Origin of the sequence: Flavobacterium hankyongi (assembly GCF_036840915.1) — a bacterium.
Taxonomy (GTDB): Bacteria; Bacteroidota; Bacteroidia; order Flavobacteriales; family Flavobacteriaceae; genus Flavobacterium; species Flavobacterium hankyongi.
This window is the reverse complement of record NZ_CP085725.1, coordinates 2,943,587-2,959,494: the sequence shown is the minus strand read 5'-3', so window position 1 is coordinate 2,959,494 and position 15,908 is coordinate 2,943,587. Positions and strand designations below refer to the sequence as shown.

Here is a 15,908-nt window from a genome sequence, read left to right as displayed (position 1 = left end):
TGAAGATTGGAATTTTTTACTTTTAAAAACTTAAAAATTTAAAACACTATGGCAACAATCACTGCTGCAGACGTAAATAAATTAAGACAATCTACAGGTGCCGGAATGATGGACTGTAAAAAAGCTTTAGTTGAAGCTGATGGAGATTTCGATAAAGCAATTCAAATCCTTAGAGAAAAAGGACAAAAAGTTGCTGCTAACCGTTCTGACCGTGAGTCTTCTGAAGGAGCTGCTGTTTCTTTTATCAATGCAGACAACACTAAAGGAGCTATCATCACTTTAAACTGTGAAACTGATTTCGTAGGTAAAAATGAAGCTTTCGTAGCTTTAGCCAAAGATTTAGTGGAAAGAGCGATCAACTTCTCTTCTAAAGAAGAATTTTTAGCTTCTGATTTCAACGGAATTACTGTTGCTGAAAAATTAATTGAGCAAACTGGTGTAATTGGTGAAAAAATCGAAATCGGTGGTTTTGAAATTTTAGAAGGTGCTTTCGTTGGATCTTACGTTCACGTTAACAAAATTGCTGCTTTAACTGCAATTTCTGCTCCAATTGCTAACGCTGATGTTTTAACTAAAGACATCTCTATGCAAGTTGCATCTATGGGTGCTGATACATTATCTTATAAAGATTTTGATCCTGCTTTTGTTGCTTCTGAACTTGCTGCTCGTATAGCTATAATTGAAAAAGAAAATGAAGAGGCAAAACGTTTAGGAAAAACGTTGAAAAATGTTCCTAAATATATTTCTTACTCTCAATTAACTGAAGAAGTTTTAAAACAAGCTGAAGAAGATGCTAAAGCTGAATTAAAAGCTGAAGGTAAACCAGAACAAATTTGGGATAAAATTATTCCTGGAAAAATTCAACGTTTTATCTCTGACAACACTACTTTAGATCAAGAAAAGGCTTTATTAGATCAAAACTTCATCAAAGATGATAGTAAAAAAGTTGGTGATTATGTTAAGGAGTTCAATGTTGAAATTACAGGTTTCAAAAGAGTTACTTTAGGGTAATCTATATCATAAATAAAAAAAGAGACTTCTAATTGAAGTCTCTTTTTTTATTGTACTATTTCTTAAATCCTCTTGCTTTCATCAAAGCATCAGATTTTGGATCTTTTCCTCTAAAAGCACGATAACCTTCTGCTTGATCTACCGTATTACCTACACTAAATACATGATCATACAACCGTTTAGCAACTGCCTTATCATAAAAACCTCCTTTAGCTTCTAAAAAAGCTTCTGTAGCATCAGCAGAAATCACATCTGCCCACAAATAACTGTAATAACCTGCTGCATATCCATCACTCGAAAATATATGTCCAAACTGAGGAATTCTATGACGCATCACTATTTCAGAGGGCATATTCAATTCTGCTAAAGTTTCCTTTTCAAATTTTTCAGGATCAATTATTTGATCACCAGCTAAGTGCAATTTCATATCTATAATAGAACTCGAAATAGTTTCAACTGTTGAAAAACCCTCATTAAAAGTTGCCGCTTTTTCTATTTTGTCAACCAAAGCTTGTGGAATTGGCTGATTAGTTTTATAATGTAATGCAAATTTGTTCAACACCTCTGGAGTTGACAACCAACGCTCAAGAATTTGAGACGGGAACTCAACATAATCCCGTGCAACAGCAGTACCAGACAATGAAGGATAAGTTACATTTGAGCACAAACCATGCAACGCATGTCCGAATTCATGAAACAATGTATTTGCATCATCCCATGAAATTAAAACTGGTTGCCCATCAATGCCTTTGATAAAATTTGAATTATTAGAAACAATAGTTAACACATCTCCATCAATTTTATACTGATTACGATATGCATTCATCCAAGCACCTGAACGTTTTCCTTTACGCGCATAAGGATCAAAATACCATAGCCCTACTTTTTGTCCACTACCTTTTTTAGTTACTTCCCAAACTTTTACATCGGGATTAAAAACTGGAATATTTGCTGCAGGCTTAAATTCTAGACCAAACAATTCACCAGCAACCCAAAACATTCCTTCTCGAAGCTTATCTAATTGTAAATATTCTTTAATTTCATTTTGATTTAAATCATACTTTGCTATGCGCACTTTTTCTGCATAATAACGATAATCCCAAGGAGCAATTTTAAATTTACCTCCTTCTGTTTTTACAATTTTTTGCATCTCAGCAACATCTTTATGCACTTGATTCACTGCAGGTTTCCAAACAGACTCCATTAGCTCCAAAGTTGCTTCAGGATTTTTAGCCATTCTATCTGTCAAATTCCAATGTGCAAAAGTTGGAAATCCTAAAACTTTAGCTTTCTCAGCACGTAATTTTAAAATCTCAGATAAAATCTTTTTCGTATCGTGTGTATCATTGTTATCACCGCGTTTAACGAACATTTCGAATACTTTTTTACGTAACTCTCGATTAGGAGAAAAAGTCAAGAAGGGATCCACAAACGAACGTGTATTTCCAATACAACCAAGAACATTTAAATTACGTTCTTTTGCTTCAGCTTTAGCGGCTCTGACAATTCCATCTGGCAAGCCATCAAAATCAGATTCTTTCAGCAAAGCTACATAACGGTCATTTTCATCAGCTAATAAATTATCACTAAATTGAGTAAACAAAACTGATAATCGTGCATTAATTTCTTTTACTTTTTGTTTATCAGCAACCGATAATTGAGCTCCTTGTTTAACAAAATTCTTATAATACAGCCAAACCAACCGTTGTTGTTCAGCAGATAAACTTTTCATCTCTTCCGACTGATAAACACTTGCAATACGCTCATACAACTTTACATTTTGATAATACTGACTAGTTAAATCGGCCAAAATAGGCTCCATTTCTGATTGCAGTTTATTGAATTCTGGAGTACTAATATTTGAACCATAAATCCCGTACACCACCGAAACGTTTTTCAATCTTTTGCCAACCTTCTCAAGTTCTACTATTGTGTTTTCAAATGTAGGTTTAACCGAATTATTAGCAATTTCATCCAATCCTTTAATTCGCTCTTGAATAGCCACATCAAAAGCTGGCTTAAAATCGGATATTTGATATAAATTGAATGCAGGAACACCTCCATAAACGCCGACCCAATCTCTCAAAAGAGGATTATCTTGAGCATTTGCAATTGTTAATGTTGCTCCCATAATAATATTTACTAATGTTTTTTTCATTATAAAGAAATTAGTTTAATCCAAATTTACTAAAATTGTAAGATATTTACCTTTCGTACGAATTATTTACTCTTGAAAAAAACAGAATATGTTCCAATCCAAAAAAGATTATGTTTTTGTCATTCTTGCAGGAATCTTTATAACTAACGCAGTTGTAGCCGAACTGATAGGAGGAAAATTAATTCAAATTGGCCCTTTTGTAATGAGTATAGGAATCCTGCCCTGGCCGATAGTTTTTTTAACTACAGATTTAATAAACGAATATTTTGGACAAAAAGGGGTTCGAAAATTATCCTTCATAACAGCGGGGTTAATTGCTTATGCTTTTTTAATATTATTTTTAGCCATTGTAGTTCCAGCTGCCAAAGGAATAAGTCCTGTTAATGATGAACAATTTATGGCTGTTTTTGGGCAAAGTATGTGGATTATTGTGGGAAGCATTACTGCTTTCTTGCTTTCGCAACTTATAGATGTAATGGTTTTTCATTATGTAAAAGAAAAAACAGGCAATAAAAAAATATGGCTAAGAGCAACAGGATCAACTGTAATATCACAGCTTATAGATTCATTTATTGTTTTAGGAATAGCATTTTGGCTACCAGGAAAAATAAATTTTGAAACTTTTATATCATCCGCTTTAACAGGCTATACGTTTAAATTAAGCGTTGCTATTTTATTAACCCCATTAATTTATTTAGGTCATTATTTGATAAGAAATTTTTTAAATGAAGAAAAATAACATCCTACAAACTTCAATTCATTAAATTTGTACTCCTGAATCATTAAATAAAATGGCCGACTTAGTAAAAGAATTTGGAGAAACGATTTCCAAAAACATTCCTGGTTTTATAGCAACTAGTATAATTGAAATAAGAAACGGAATTTGTTATTATTCTAAAACTTCTGACAAAAATTATGATATTGACCTAGGCTCAACATTTATACTAGAAATGGTAAGAGCAAAACTAAATGGCATAAACGCTCTACAACAAAAACAAAAAATAGATGACATAACAATTACCTTGACATCACAGTATCATATCATAAATGTTTCAGAAGATAACGAGTACTTAATTTATCTTGCTGTAGATGCATCGCAAGCAAATTTAACTATGACAAAAGCATTGCTTGCTAAACATAAAAAAATGATTAAAGGCTGATGAATCAGCCTTTAATTTTATCATTTAAATAAAGTCATAGCGATTTTTTGTTTTATCTCTTCTTTTTCTTTTTTCACCATCAAAAAAACCAAATAGGTAGAAAAAGCACCAACTACGGCTAGGATCATATTAAAAGTCCAATTCGCGTCAAAATCATAATTCTGAATGATTGTTAATCCTGTTTTAGAACTAATCAAATGCGCAAAACCGTAACTCATTTGGAATGCAGACATAAATATACCTTCGTGATTTTTATGACTGCGTTTCATTACAAAACCACTTGCAAAAGTAAAGGTCAGCATATTTCCGAATGTAATTAGAAACATAAACACCCAGAAAACCCAAGGTTGATGTATTAAAAACAGTAATCCATATGAAAAACCAATAAACAGTAGCCCTATCATAACAGCAATAAGATCACCTATTTTGTTTTTTTGAACAAAATTCACCACCGATATCTCAAAAAGTATATACAACAATCCACTAAATGCTAAAAACATACCACTATCAAATTCTGTCAATTTAAATGCTGCTTTGTGATAAATAGGCAAAATTGAAAATACCTGAAAAAACAAATAACCAGTTATCATTGCAATTACCCAATTAAAAATAAAAGGAAGATCTTTTAACGGAGCTAATTTATCTTGCTTTTGGTTAACTAAATTCAATTTATACAAATACTTCCTTTCTTTAACAAGAATAGCAAAAAGCACAATAGCCAAAATACAAGTAATACCATCTACTAAAAAAAGAGTATCATAACCGTCATTCAAAATAAGATATGCTCCTAGAACTGGTCCCACAACCAAACCTAAATTAGTGGCCGCTCTAATCAAAGAGAGTGATTGCAATCGCATATCTTTATTTACATAATTATTCACTGTCAACATCATAGCAGGACGATACATATCAGCAATGGCTGTCAAAAAGAAAACAGACAGACACAAAAGCTCAAACGTTTTCACATACCGTAACATGATAAAAACAACACCGCTCGTGAACAAACTAAACACCATTATTTTATAGGCACCAAAATAATCTGAAAGCTTTCCACTTATAAAAGTTCCAATTAAAGAACCTAAACCAAAGGAAACCATTATCCAACCTACTTGGGAATAAGTCAAATTCAAATCTTCCTTTAAATATTTAGACAAAAAAGGGACTACAACTGTCCCCATGCGATTAATCAAGGTAATCAATGCTATTATTTTGATTTCCTTGTTAAAATCACTGAAGTTTTTAAAAAAAATATTATTCATAATTTTAAAGCAGTCAAATTCATATAAGCCTATTTACCAAAAAAACGACTAAAAAAACCTCTACTTTCTTTCTCCTTCTCTTCTTCGGTTTGTGTATTTGCTATTTCAATTAATTCTGCTGTTTCGCGCTCATCATCAACCATGAGTTTAGTTATCAATTGAACATAAGTAAGTCCTAATTCTTCTAAATATCCTATCAAGTACTTTTCACTTCCTGCCATTCCACTTACTTCTTCTATTTGCAATAGCTTTCTGTACAAATCTTCAACTTTTTTTACAACACCATTAGGAACAGCTTTCCTACGAGCAATGTACTTTACAATATTAGCATCATCATCAACGACATAATCAAAATCAGTAATAACCCAATAATATCTACCAGATTTTGATAAATTTTTCACAATACCATGAAACTTATGCCCTTTCTTTATGTTATCCCATAATACTTTAAAAACAACTTGAGGCATTTCAGGATGTCTAATCAAATTATGTGGCTGTCCAACAAGTTCAAATTCATGATAACCAGAAGCTTCTACAAATGCATCATTAGCATACTCAATAGTACCAAATAAATCAGTTTTGCTTACAATAGTCTTGGATTTGTCCCAAATCACTTCTTCATCAATAGGAGTAGGTCGTTTTAATTCTAAATTCATAACTTAAAAAATTTGCTCATTGACTACAAAATTATCTTTATCAAGAATCACCAAAAATGATATTTATCAGTAGTCAAGAAAAAATCTTTTTTAAATTAACGCATCGTAAAACATAAGATTTAACCATAAATTATAGCCTAAATAATTCAAGATTATAATTATATTTGCACCCAAACAATCATCTAATGAAATACAAAAGAATACTCTTAAAATTAAGCGGCGAAGCACTTATGGGAGATCGTCAATATGGTATTGACCCTAAAAGATTAGGCGAATATGCCGAAGAAATTAAACAAATTCATGATTTAGGAGTAGAAATTGCAATTGTAATTGGTGGCGGAAATATTTTTAGAGGCGTTGCTGGAGCAAGTAATGGTATGGATCGTGTTCAAGGTGACTATATGGGAATGCTAGCCACTGTAATTAACGGCATGGCTTTACAAGGCGCATTAGAAGAAAAAGGAATGCTAACACGCTTACAAACAGCTTTAAAAATTGAAGCCATTGCAGAACCTTATATTAAACGTCGCGCTGTAAGACACCTAGAAAAGAATCGTATTGTAATATTTGGAGCTGGAACAGGAAATCCGTATTTTACAACTGATACTGCCGCAGTCTTAAGAGGTATTGAAGTTGATGCAGATGTAATTTTAAAAGGAACTCGTGTTGATGGTGTTTACAATGCCGATCCAGAGAAAAATCCAGACGCAGTAAAATTTGATTACATTTCTTTTGATGATGTATTAGCAAAAGGATTAAATGTAATGGACACAACAGCATTTACTTTGAGTCAAGAAAATAAATTACCAATTATTGTGTTTGACATGAACAAAGAAGGTAATTTATTAAGAATTTGTAAAGGAGAAAACGTAGGAACAGTAGTTAATGTATAACAAACAGTCAAAGTAATCTAAACAGAAAACTAAGACCGAAAACTGAAAGCTAAAAAATGACTGAAGAAATTAATTTTATACTAGACAGCACTAAAGAATCTATGGAAGGTTCTATTGCTCACTTGGAAAAAGAATTTTTAAATATTCGTGCGGGTAAAGCATCTCCACAAATGTTAGGTGGTGTGTTTGTAGATTATTATGGCTCACAAACTCCTCTATCACAAGTTGCAAACATTAATGTTCCCGATGCTAGAACTATAACGGTGACACCTTGGGAAAAAAACATGTTACAACCTATTGAAAAAGCAATTATGATTGCCAATATTGGTTTTAACCCAATGAACAATGGTGATAACATTATTATTTCTGTACCACCATTAACTGAGGAGCGTCGTAAAGACTTAGTAAAACAAGCAAAATCTGAAGCCGAAGATGCAAAAATTGGTATTCGTAACGCACGCAAAGACGCAAATACAGACATCAAAAAATTAGAAAAAGATGGTACATCTGAAGATATTTGTAAAACAGCTGAAGAAAATGTTCAAAAATTAACAGATGCATATATCAAAAAAATTGATGACCATTTAGCTATCAAAGAAGCTGAAATAATGAAAGTTTAGAATTTTACTATATGTAAATAAAATCCGCCAAAGAGCGGATTTTATATTTATTATAATTTTAACTTTATTATTAACAAAATTTTAATATTTTTGAAATCCCAGCAAATTAAGTAACCCAAAAACGAGACCTAATGAAAAGTCTAAATTAACCTGTTAGACGTAATTAAATCACTTTATTTTTAATATTATTTATTGGTATTTCAAAGATAAATTTATTGATATATTTAACCAAAGTTAATACTGTTGTTTTACCCAAAATTCTTGTTTTTTAAACCATTAAAAGTTTTAACAAAATTATTTCTAATTCAGTAGTCTTTGGAAATTTTGCGTCAATTCTTTTTCTAGATTTTCTAAAGATATAAGGGTGTGGCTTATAATTTTTGATTCATTCTTTTTAGTCTTTTTACTTTAATATTAACTGTTTGAAACAAATCCAATTGAATGTATTCAGATAAACAGTCTCTACAGCCAAGCAACACACAATCAAATATTTGCCGATTTATTTATTTTAAAAAACAAACACCGTAAACTTCTGCTTTTCTAATACCTAACAAATAAAATATATTTATTAAACAAACACCATGAAGTTTATAGCCAAAGAAAAATGTGAAGCACAAAATCCTTTAAAAGAAACAGTTTCAATTATTTCTTATAAATTTTAAATTTTACATCAAAAAAAAAACATAATTATCTATTTAGAATAAATACATATTGGGTTATGTAGAAAAAATTCTACTCTTTAAAAAAAAAGCAACTCAACTATTAAATATACATTTACTTGCTTAAAAAATTTTTTAACATTTAAAAATACAAAATCACAATGTCAGACTTTTTAAAACAATTTGGGGAAGATTTAAAGAAAAATGTTCCTGGTTTTATCGCAGTAGCAGTAGCCGAAATTAAGAGTGGTATTTCTTATTACACATTATCTGCAGATCCCAACTTTGACCCTGAATTAGCTTCGGCTTTCAACCTAGAGGTAGTAAAGGCAAAATTAAACGCAATTAACGCATTAGGTTTAAATGAAACAATAGAAGATATCATGATTAACCTTAAAACTCAAATTCACATTATCGATGTTTCTGAAAACAACGAGTATTTCATTTACTTAGCAGTTGATTCTACAAAAGCTAATTTGGGTATGACAAAAGCTTTACTTAACAAGTATAAAAAAGATATTAAAACCAAAATGTAAAAAATTACTTTTAACAAAAAGCCACCTTCATTGGTGGCTTTTTTTTTGGTTTAAATTCTTAAATCTATAATCAATTAAATTAATTTTAAAGGATACGTAATTTGCGAGATACTTACTTTCAAAAAAACCTAATTTCTTATAAAGATTAATAGCCGATGTATTATCGTCAGAAGTATATAAACTAAGTTCCTCAGCTTTTGTTTGAACACAAAAATCAATCACAAAATTTAACATCTTCTCTCCAAAATACTTTCCTCTGTAATCCGGATTAACATACAAATAAGCCAAAGTTACATCATAATGCAACTTAGACTTCATACCTTTTTGAAATAGTAAGACAGAAAAGCTCACTATTTCTTCTCCTTTTAATTTTACAAAAATCTTAACTTTATTTCGTTCAAATTTATGTTTAAGTGCAGCAATAGAATCAGCAGTTCCACCTATAAATTCATTAAAAATCAATCCTGATTTTAGCAAAATCCCTTCTATCTTATGAAAAGACTCTTTTTGCAATTCTACAATTTTAGTATCCAAATTTTTATTAATTTAGAATGTTACAAAACACTTCTCCAAAAATAATTTGCTAACTCAACATTATTCGAAATATCCAATTTATCAAAAATTCTTTTTCGTATAGTTGAAACAGTAGTTTCTTTAATAGCTAATTTCCAAACAATTTCCTTATTACCCATTCCTTTAGAAAACAATATTGCAACTTCAAGTTCTCTATCCGAAAGAGTATTTATTTTTTGAAACATTTCTTGATTTAAACCCAAAAAAAAATTTTTATAATTATTAAGAACAAATTTAATCGCTCCCTTTATCCTGTTATCACTAGATTGTTTAGATAAAATTCCTTGTACAAAATCTTTAACCGTAAAAAAATCTACATAATTAAGATCTGAAGTGAAAATTACAATTTTTGAATCTCCTGCAAGTTTTCTGATATTTTCTATTTGAGTAGAAACATTTAAATCAGGGGAAAAAAAATCAAGAAAAATAATATCATATTTATTTATTCTTAATTTCTCCAAAACTTCGTCTACAGTTGAAGCTTCGTCAAAAATAAAATTATCAAAACCTTGTTCAATAGCGAACACTAAACCCTTTCTAACAATCCAATGATCATCTGCTATTAGACAATTTATCATAATTTTAAGCCTTTCTAAATTAACCAAAAATTGATTTTACAATATCTTTTTCCTTTGATTTTCTTTCTTCTATAACTCTTCTAATTAGGAAGTAAGAAATTAACACCCCAAACAATGAGACAAAAATATTATTTACAAAGTTCCATTTAAAGCCATAACTCGCAATTATAAACATACTCACTTTTGCACTAAGAATGTGTGCAACAGAATAACTCATTTGAAAAAAAGATAAAAACTTACCTTCTTGTTTCTTAAAAGCGCGTTCCAAAACAAAATCAGGAGCAAAAGGAAAGCTTAACATAACTCCTAAAGAAATAAAAATCAAAGCACCTATAACAAATGAATAATTTGAAGCAAAACTTAAGAACAAATTCCCAATTGCCAAAAAAACTAAGCCTTGAAGAATAGAATTCAGCGGGTGGATACTTTTTTTCTTTATAAAATGTACTACCTGAAGTTCAAAACCAAATAATAAAATTCCATAAAAAATTAGACTATACGAGTTATATTCAGAACTTAACTTCAGAAAATCTGTGTAAAAAATAGGCAAAACTGTAAAAAATTGAAAGAAGACGAAACCTGTAATTATAGTAACTAAACAATGAAGTAACAAAAGTTTATCCTTTAGAAACGCAAACTCTTCTTCCTTGTAATTTGTAAATTTAATTTTATATAAATCTTTTTTCTCTTTTACAAATAAAACAAAAACCAATATTGCAATTATTGAAGATAGTCCATCAATAAAAAACAGATATTTATAGCCAAAAGTCAAAATAACAAATCCTGCTATTACTGGTGAAATAACAAATGCTAAATTCGAAGCTGTTCTAACTAAAGAAAAAGCATTTACTCTATTTTTCTTTTTTACATAATCCTTTATTGTAGCAGTCATAGCTGGTCTAAACATATCAGCTATTACATTATACAAAAACACAACAAAACACAACAAATAAAAATCTTTTATAAAACGCATAAACAACAAGATTAAACCACTTGTAAACATGCTAAAAACCATTATTTTATAAGTACTAAAATTATTTGTTAATCTGCCACTTAAAATAGTACCAATTATGGATCCTAAACCGAAACAAAGCATAATTGTACCAATCTCCAAATATTCGAATTTTAAATCTTCCCTAAGATATTTAGATAAAAAAGGAACTACCATTGCTCCTATCCTATTAATTATAGTCATTAATGCAAACATCCAAACCTCTCTTGGCAATCCTTTATAGCTATCTAATAATTTGCTCATTTGTATAATTTTAATGCAAAAAAATTGCGTGCAAACATAGTAATAAAAAATTGATTTTTTTTTACTAAAACCCCCATTAAACTATGAAATACAAAAGAATACTCTTAAAATTAAGTAGCGAAGCACTCATGGGAGATTGTCAATATGGTATTGACCCTAAAAGATTAGGCGGATATGCCGAAGAAATTAAACAAATTCATGATTCATGAGTAGAAATTGCAATTGTAATTGGTGGCGGAAATATTCGGAAATGGAACAAGAAATCCTTATTTTACAGTTGATACTGCCGCAGTCTCAAGAGGTGATACCTATCCAGAGAAAAATCCAGATACAGTAAAATTTGATTACATTTCTTTTAATGATGTATTAGCAAAAGGATTAAAAAGGATTAAATGTAATGAACACAACAGCATTTACTTTGAGTCAAGAAAATAAATTAACAATCATTGTGTTTGACATGAACAAAGAAGGTAATTTATTAAGAATTTGTAAAGGAGAAAACGTAGGAACAGTAGTTAATATATAACAAACAGTCAAAGTAATCTAAACAGAAAACTAAGACCAAAAACTGAAAGCTAAAAATGACTGAAGAAATTAATTTTATACTAGACAGCACTAAAGAATCTATGGAAGGTTCTATTGCTCACTTATAAAAAGAATTTTTAAATATTCGTGCAGATAAAGCATCTCCACAAATGTTAGGTGATGTGTTTGTAGATTATTATGGTTCACAAACAAGTCGCCAACATTAATGTTCCCGATGCTAGAACTATAAAGGTGACACCTTGAAAAAAAAAAAAAACATGTTACAACCTATTAAAAAGTAATCATGATTGCTAATATCGATTTTAACCCAATGAACAATGGTGCAACATTATTATTTCTGTACCACCATTAACTGAGGAACGTCGTAAAGATTTAGTAAAACAAGCCAAATCTGAAGCCGAAGATGCAAAAATAGGTATTCGTAATGCGCGTAAAGACACAAATACAGACATCAAAAAATTAGATAAAGATGGAACAGCTGAAGATATTTGCAAAACAGCTGAAGAAAATGTTCAAAAATTAACAGATGCATACATCAAAAAAATTGATGACCATTTAGCTATCAAAGAAGCTGAAATAATGAAAGTTTAGCAATTTGACTATATCTAAATATAAAATCCGCAATTTGGCGGATTTTTTCTTTAGTATAATTTTAACTTTATTATTAACAAAATTTTAATATTTTTGAAATCCCAGCAAATTAAGTAACCCAAAAACGAGACCTAATGAAAAGTCTAAAATTACACTTTACACTAATCCTACTTATTTTTACACAGTCTTTACTTTTTTCTCAAGAAAATGAAAACATTTTTGCAGGAATTGAAATTGGAAGCAAAGGAATAAAAATGTCTGTTATTGATGTTTATAATATCAAAAAAGGTGGTTTTAACATCAAATCTTATTGGACAGAAAATGTTGCCTTAGCCAAAGGAATTTCAATTGATGGAAACTTAGCACAAGAAGATATTGACAAAGCAACAAACGTAGTTGCAAACAATTACAAAAAGATAAAAAATGAAATTGGAGTGATTGATGCTAATATTTTCATTGTAGGATCATCAGGTGTGGCTATGGCAAAAAACACCAAGGCACTTATTGACAAAGTGAAAGCAACAACAGGTAAAGAAATGGAATTTATAGATGCTCAAATGGAAGGCAAAATGCTTTTAAAAGGTTGCATTCCCCCTGTTGACTATAAAGACTCTATGGTTTTAGACATTGGAGGTGGTAATACAAAAGGTGGTTATGTTGATGTTTTTAATAGTGAAAACTTTGTGTTTTTTCCATTGAGTTTAAATTATGGAACAATTACACTAACGGAAGCAGTCCTTAAAAAAACCAGAAATGATGAAATAAACGAATTCAACATCAAATCTTTTGGTTTCTTACCAACTCTTCGCGAGCAAGTTGCAGCAATGTATGGCTCAAAACCTACTGCACTTGAGAAAGAAAAAGTTTACATGTCTGGTGGAGCTGTTTGGGCTTTTTACACTTTATATAGTGGAGCAGCTAAAGAAACATTCAACGAATTTAAACTTGAAGATGTAATCAACTATGATGCTATACTCAAAAACAATTTCAAAAAATTTGAAGAACAAGCAAAAACGGATAAAGAAGTTGAAAAAGTTCTAAAAACATATTCTCAAAAATACCTAATCTCAGGTAGCAATATTTTACTAGTCTGTTTGGAAGCAATCCCTAACATAAATAACAAGAAATTATATTTTGCTAAAGAAGGACAAATAGCTTGGTTAGTTTCTTATGTTGCTGACCGATCTAAAAAGGTGAAGAAAATCTACTAAGCATATTTTTAATAATCAAAGAAAATTAGAGTTCTATTTTTTAATGATTGCAAGCACCAAAACTAATGCAGCGTTATTTAACCTCCTATATTAAAAATTTCAAAGGATTTTCTCGTGAAATATGGGTGTTAACGCTTATAACTTACATAAACAGGACAGGCGCAATGGTGATGCCTTTCTTGACAAAATATTTACATGAAGAATTCTTCTTCTCGTTCAACGAGATAGGTTGGATGATGGTTTGTATTGGAGTAGGCTCCTTAACTGGCTCATGGCTTGGCGGAAAATTAACAGACAAAATTGGTTATTTCACCATAATGTTATCAAGTCTTTTCTTAACAGGCTTTGGTATAATAGCTTTGATGTTTTTATATGATTTTGTCGAGTTATGTGTTGGATTATTCTTGATAACCGCAATTGCTGACATGTACAAACCAGCAATGTATGTAGCAGTTTCTAACTTTACTAACAATGAAAACAGAACTAGAGCCTTAACACTTATTAGGCTTGCAGTAAATCTAGGGATTGTTTCAGGGCCAATTATTGCTGGTGTACTAATCCAAAAAGACAACTATGACTTGTTGTTTTGGATAGATGGCTTAACTTGCATAATTGCGATCACAGTTTTCATGTTATTAATTGACGAGAGTAAAATATATAAAGCCAGAAAAACTATATTAAGAAAACAAAGAATTGAAGCAGCTATTGTTGAAAAAAGCAATATGTTTGACAAAAATTTCATTCTCTTTTTATTCGCAAGCTTTATTACAGCATTTTTGTTTTTCCAATTATTTACTACAATACCGCTTTACAATACAGAAAAATTAAAGCTCAATGAAGTTGAAATAGGATTACTACTTTCTCTAAACGGAATAATAATTTTTCTTTTTGAGATGCCTCTAATTGGGTTTTTAGAAACCAAAAAGTATGAAGACACCAAAATAATCCTATTAGGTTCTGTCTTTATGACACTAGGTTTCTTTTGCTTATTAATTTCAAAATCAATAACCATAATGGCCTTAAGTATTTTTTTAATAACTATTGGTCAAATATTATTATTCTCTTTTTCTAACACCTTTGCATTCAACAGAGCAATTAAAGGACATGAAGGAAAATATATGGCATTATATACAATGAGTTTTAGTATCGCGCAAATCACAAGTCCTAAAATTGGTTTTTCAGTTATCGAAAATTTTAACTACTTTTCAAACTGGTTATTAATGGCAATTGTTGGCTTAATAGGAATTAGCTTATATTATATCTTAGACAAGAACATTAAAACAGAAAACAACATCAAAATACAGTAATACTATCAATGCAAAAAAATACTCAAAAAGTAAATAATAATTTAAAAACTGTAATTATTCTTCTTGCAACAACGCTTCTTGGAAGTATGTACTATATCTACAAAATGTCAGATAGATCAAAAGATATTATTGTTTCACTTAGAGAGGAAAAACATAATGTTTTAAAAGATTTAGAAAAATCTCAAAAGCTATTAGCACAAACAATGACAAGTAATAGCTCTTTATCAAAAAAAGTAGCATCAGAAGAATTACGAATCAGAAAGTTGATTTCCGAATTAAAAAAGAAAAAAAATCTTAGCGCAACCAACATCGCTGATTACAAAAAAAACGTTACAGATATTGACAATCGAATTGGAGATTTATTAAATGAAGTTACTCTTTATAAAAGAAAAATTGACAGTACAAACATTGCTCTTAAGAAAGAAAAAACAAAAAATGACACCTTGATAAGTGCGCATAAAAAGTTAACCAAGAAAATCTCCACAGCTTCTAAACTTTATTTTTACGATTTTAAGACTAATTTTTTTAAAACTCGTAGTTCAGGAAAACAAATAGAAACTAAAAAAGCAAGCAAAACAGATTTAATCACAGTTTCATTCGAAATTGCCGAAAATGAATTTACAAAGCCAACAACAAAAGAGTTTTTTGTTCAAATTATAGATAATAAAAATAATATTGTAGGAACAAAAAAAGAAAAGAAATTTGGTGCTAAATCATTAGCCTATAGTTCATCAAAAGAAATAAAATATGACGGAAAAACAACTCCAGTCACTATTGAAGTTCCTACCAGCGATTTAGAATCAGGTTCATTTTTTATTAATGTGTTTGACAAATCTAAACTAATATTGAATTCTTCATTTGAATTAGAATAATACACTTAACACTAACCAAAAAC

At 30.1% G+C, this 15,908-nt stretch carries 15 protein-coding genes and 3 pseudogenes; 11 read left to right on the top strand and 7 right to left on the bottom strand.

Annotation, left to right across the window (positions count from 1 at the left end; all coding sequences use genetic code 11):
- The first annotated feature begins 48 nt into the window (after positions 1–48).
- On the top strand, positions 49–1,011 hold the full coding sequence (tsf, locus tag LJY17_RS13510) for a translation elongation factor Ts (RefSeq protein ID WP_264544341.1): 963 nt from the start codon (positions 49–51) through the stop codon (positions 1,009–1,011).
- Between the two features lie 55 nt (positions 1,012–1,066).
- On the opposite strand, the gene LJY17_RS13505 is transcribed toward tsf, so the two are convergent.
- On the bottom strand, positions 1,067–3,169 hold the full coding sequence (locus LJY17_RS13505) for a M3 family metallopeptidase (protein ID WP_264544340.1): 2,103 nt from the start codon (positions 3,167–3,169) through the stop codon (positions 1,067–1,069).
- Positions 3,170–3,257: 88 nt separating this feature from the next.
- On the opposite strand from LJY17_RS13505, the gene LJY17_RS13500 reads away from it, so the two are divergent.
- Both LJY17_RS13500 and LJY17_RS13495 read left to right on the top strand, forming a co-directional pair.
- The gene (locus LJY17_RS13500; protein ID WP_264544339.1) at positions 3,258–3,908 is read left to right on the top strand and encodes a queuosine precursor transporter; all 651 of its coding nucleotides are present in this window, start codon (positions 3,258–3,260) and stop codon (positions 3,906–3,908) included.
- Positions 3,909–3,960: 52 nt separating this feature from the next.
- Positions 3,961–4,329, top strand: a complete 369-nt coding sequence (locus LJY17_RS13495) for a hypothetical protein (protein ID WP_264544338.1) — start codon at positions 3,961–3,963, stop codon at positions 4,327–4,329.
- Positions 4,330–4,349: 20 nt separating this feature from the next.
- Here the strand turns inward: LJY17_RS13495 and LJY17_RS13490 are convergent, their stop codons facing one another.
- A complete protein-coding gene (locus LJY17_RS13490) occupies positions 4,350–5,588 on the bottom strand; it encodes an MFS transporter (protein ID WP_264544337.1) in 1,239 nt (412 codons plus the stop codon).
- A 29-nt stretch (positions 5,589–5,617) separates the two neighbouring features.
- A complete protein-coding gene (locus tag LJY17_RS13485; RefSeq protein WP_264544336.1) occupies positions 5,618–6,244 on the bottom strand; it encodes a PAS domain-containing protein in 627 nt (208 codons plus the stop codon).
- Between the two features lie 185 nt (positions 6,245–6,429).
- Here LJY17_RS13485 and pyrH point away from each other — a divergent pair, with 185 nt between their 5' ends.
- Positions 6,430–7,137, top strand: a complete 708-nt coding sequence (pyrH, locus tag LJY17_RS13480) for a UMP kinase (RefSeq protein ID WP_264544335.1) — start codon at positions 6,430–6,432, stop codon at positions 7,135–7,137.
- Between the two features lie 56 nt (positions 7,138–7,193).
- The gene (gene frr, locus LJY17_RS13475; RefSeq protein WP_264544334.1) at positions 7,194–7,757 is read left to right on the top strand and encodes a ribosome recycling factor; all 564 of its coding nucleotides are present in this window, start codon (positions 7,194–7,196) and stop codon (positions 7,755–7,757) included.
- A 163-nt stretch (positions 7,758–7,920) separates the two neighbouring features.
- Here frr (LJY17_RS13475) and LJY17_RS13470 read toward each other — a convergent pair.
- A pseudogene (locus LJY17_RS13470) lies at positions 7,921–8,397 on the bottom strand (IS982 family transposase); the annotation flags it as partial.
- A gap of 180 nt (positions 8,398–8,577) precedes the next feature.
- On the opposite strand from LJY17_RS13470, the gene LJY17_RS13465 reads away from it, so the two are divergent.
- Entirely contained in the window at positions 8,578–8,952 is a 375-nt protein-coding gene (locus LJY17_RS13465; RefSeq protein ID WP_264544333.1) for a hypothetical protein, read from the top strand.
- A 27-nt stretch (positions 8,953–8,979) separates the two neighbouring features.
- Here LJY17_RS13465 and LJY17_RS13460 read toward each other — a convergent pair whose 3' ends face one another.
- From LJY17_RS13460 to LJY17_RS13450, 3 genes are read right to left on the bottom strand one after another with little or no spacing between them, the layout of a single operon-like run.
- A complete protein-coding gene (locus LJY17_RS13460; protein ID WP_264544332.1) occupies positions 8,980–9,486 on the bottom strand; it encodes a GNAT family N-acetyltransferase in 507 nt (168 codons plus the stop codon).
- A gap of 20 nt (positions 9,487–9,506) precedes the next feature.
- Positions 9,507–10,103 carry a response regulator transcription factor gene (locus LJY17_RS13455; protein WP_264544331.1) on the bottom strand — a complete coding sequence of 199 codons (597 nt, stop codon included), beginning with the start codon at positions 10,101–10,103 and terminating at the stop codon, positions 9,507–9,509.
- A gap of 19 nt (positions 10,104–10,122) precedes the next feature.
- Positions 10,123–11,358 carry an MFS transporter gene (locus tag LJY17_RS13450; protein ID WP_264544330.1) on the bottom strand — a complete coding sequence of 412 codons (1,236 nt, stop codon included), beginning with the start codon at positions 11,356–11,358 and terminating at the stop codon, positions 10,123–10,125.
- An 83-nt stretch (positions 11,359–11,441) separates the two neighbouring features.
- Between LJY17_RS13450 and LJY17_RS13445 the strand changes: the two are divergent.
- From LJY17_RS13445 to LJY17_RS13425, 5 genes and pseudogenes are all read left to right on the top strand, one after another.
- A pseudogene (locus LJY17_RS13445) lies at positions 11,442–11,884 on the top strand (hypothetical protein).
- Between the two features lie 55 nt (positions 11,885–11,939).
- Positions 11,940–12,495 (top strand): annotated as a pseudogene (gene frr / locus LJY17_RS13440) (ribosome recycling factor).
- 134 nt (positions 12,496–12,629) lie between these two features.
- Entirely contained in the window at positions 12,630–13,706 is a 1,077-nt protein-coding gene (locus LJY17_RS13435; RefSeq protein ID WP_264544329.1) for an exopolyphosphatase, read from the top strand.
- A 65-nt stretch (positions 13,707–13,771) separates the two neighbouring features.
- Positions 13,772–15,013: an MDR family MFS transporter gene (locus LJY17_RS13430; RefSeq protein ID WP_264544328.1), complete on the top strand. Its 1,242-nt coding sequence runs from the start codon at positions 13,772–13,774 to the stop codon at positions 15,011–15,013.
- Positions 15,014–15,021: 8 nt separating this feature from the next.
- Positions 15,022–15,885, top strand: a complete 864-nt coding sequence (locus tag LJY17_RS13425) for a hypothetical protein (RefSeq protein ID WP_264544327.1) — start codon at positions 15,022–15,024, stop codon at positions 15,883–15,885.
- Positions 15,886–15,908: the final 23 nt, after the last annotated feature.

What these genes read in the sequence shown, in the direction of transcription:
- LJY17_RS13425 (WP_264544327.1), top strand. Translation starts at nt 15,022, where the DNA reads ATGCAAAAAAATACTCAAAAAGTAAATAATAATTTAAAAACTGTAATT.
- frr (WP_264544334.1), top strand. Translation starts at nt 7,194, where the DNA reads ATGACTGAAGAAATTAATTTTATACTAGACAGCACTAAAGAATCTATG.
- LJY17_RS13505 (WP_264544340.1), bottom strand. Translation starts at nt 3,169, where the DNA reads ATGAAAAAAACATTAGTAAATATTATTATGGGAGCAACATTAACAATT.
- LJY17_RS13495 (WP_264544338.1), top strand. Translation starts at nt 3,961, where the DNA reads ATGGCCGACTTAGTAAAAGAATTTGGAGAAACGATTTCCAAAAACATT.
- pyrH (WP_264544335.1), top strand. Translation starts at nt 6,430, where the DNA reads ATGAAATACAAAAGAATACTCTTAAAATTAAGCGGCGAAGCACTTATG.
- LJY17_RS13435 (WP_264544329.1), top strand. Translation starts at nt 12,630, where the DNA reads ATGAAAAGTCTAAAATTACACTTTACACTAATCCTACTTATTTTTACA.
- tsf (WP_264544341.1), top strand. Translation starts at nt 49, where the DNA reads ATGGCAACAATCACTGCTGCAGACGTAAATAAATTAAGACAATCTACA.
- LJY17_RS13430 (WP_264544328.1), top strand. Translation starts at nt 13,772, where the DNA reads ATGCAGCGTTATTTAACCTCCTATATTAAAAATTTCAAAGGATTTTCT.
- LJY17_RS13450 (WP_264544330.1), bottom strand. Translation starts at nt 11,358, where the DNA reads ATGAGCAAATTATTAGATAGCTATAAAGGATTGCCAAGAGAGGTTTGG.
- LJY17_RS13500 (WP_264544339.1), top strand. Translation starts at nt 3,258, where the DNA reads ATGTTCCAATCCAAAAAAGATTATGTTTTTGTCATTCTTGCAGGAATC.
- LJY17_RS13490 (WP_264544337.1), bottom strand. Translation starts at nt 5,588, where the DNA reads ATGAATAATATTTTTTTTAAAAACTTCAGTGATTTTAACAAGGAAATC.
- LJY17_RS13465 (WP_264544333.1), top strand. Translation starts at nt 8,578, where the DNA reads ATGTCAGACTTTTTAAAACAATTTGGGGAAGATTTAAAGAAAAATGTT.
- LJY17_RS13485 (WP_264544336.1), bottom strand. Translation starts at nt 6,244, where the DNA reads ATGAATTTAGAATTAAAACGACCTACTCCTATTGATGAAGAAGTGATT.
- LJY17_RS13455 (WP_264544331.1), bottom strand. Translation starts at nt 10,103, where the DNA reads ATGATAAATTGTCTAATAGCAGATGATCATTGGATTGTTAGAAAGGGT.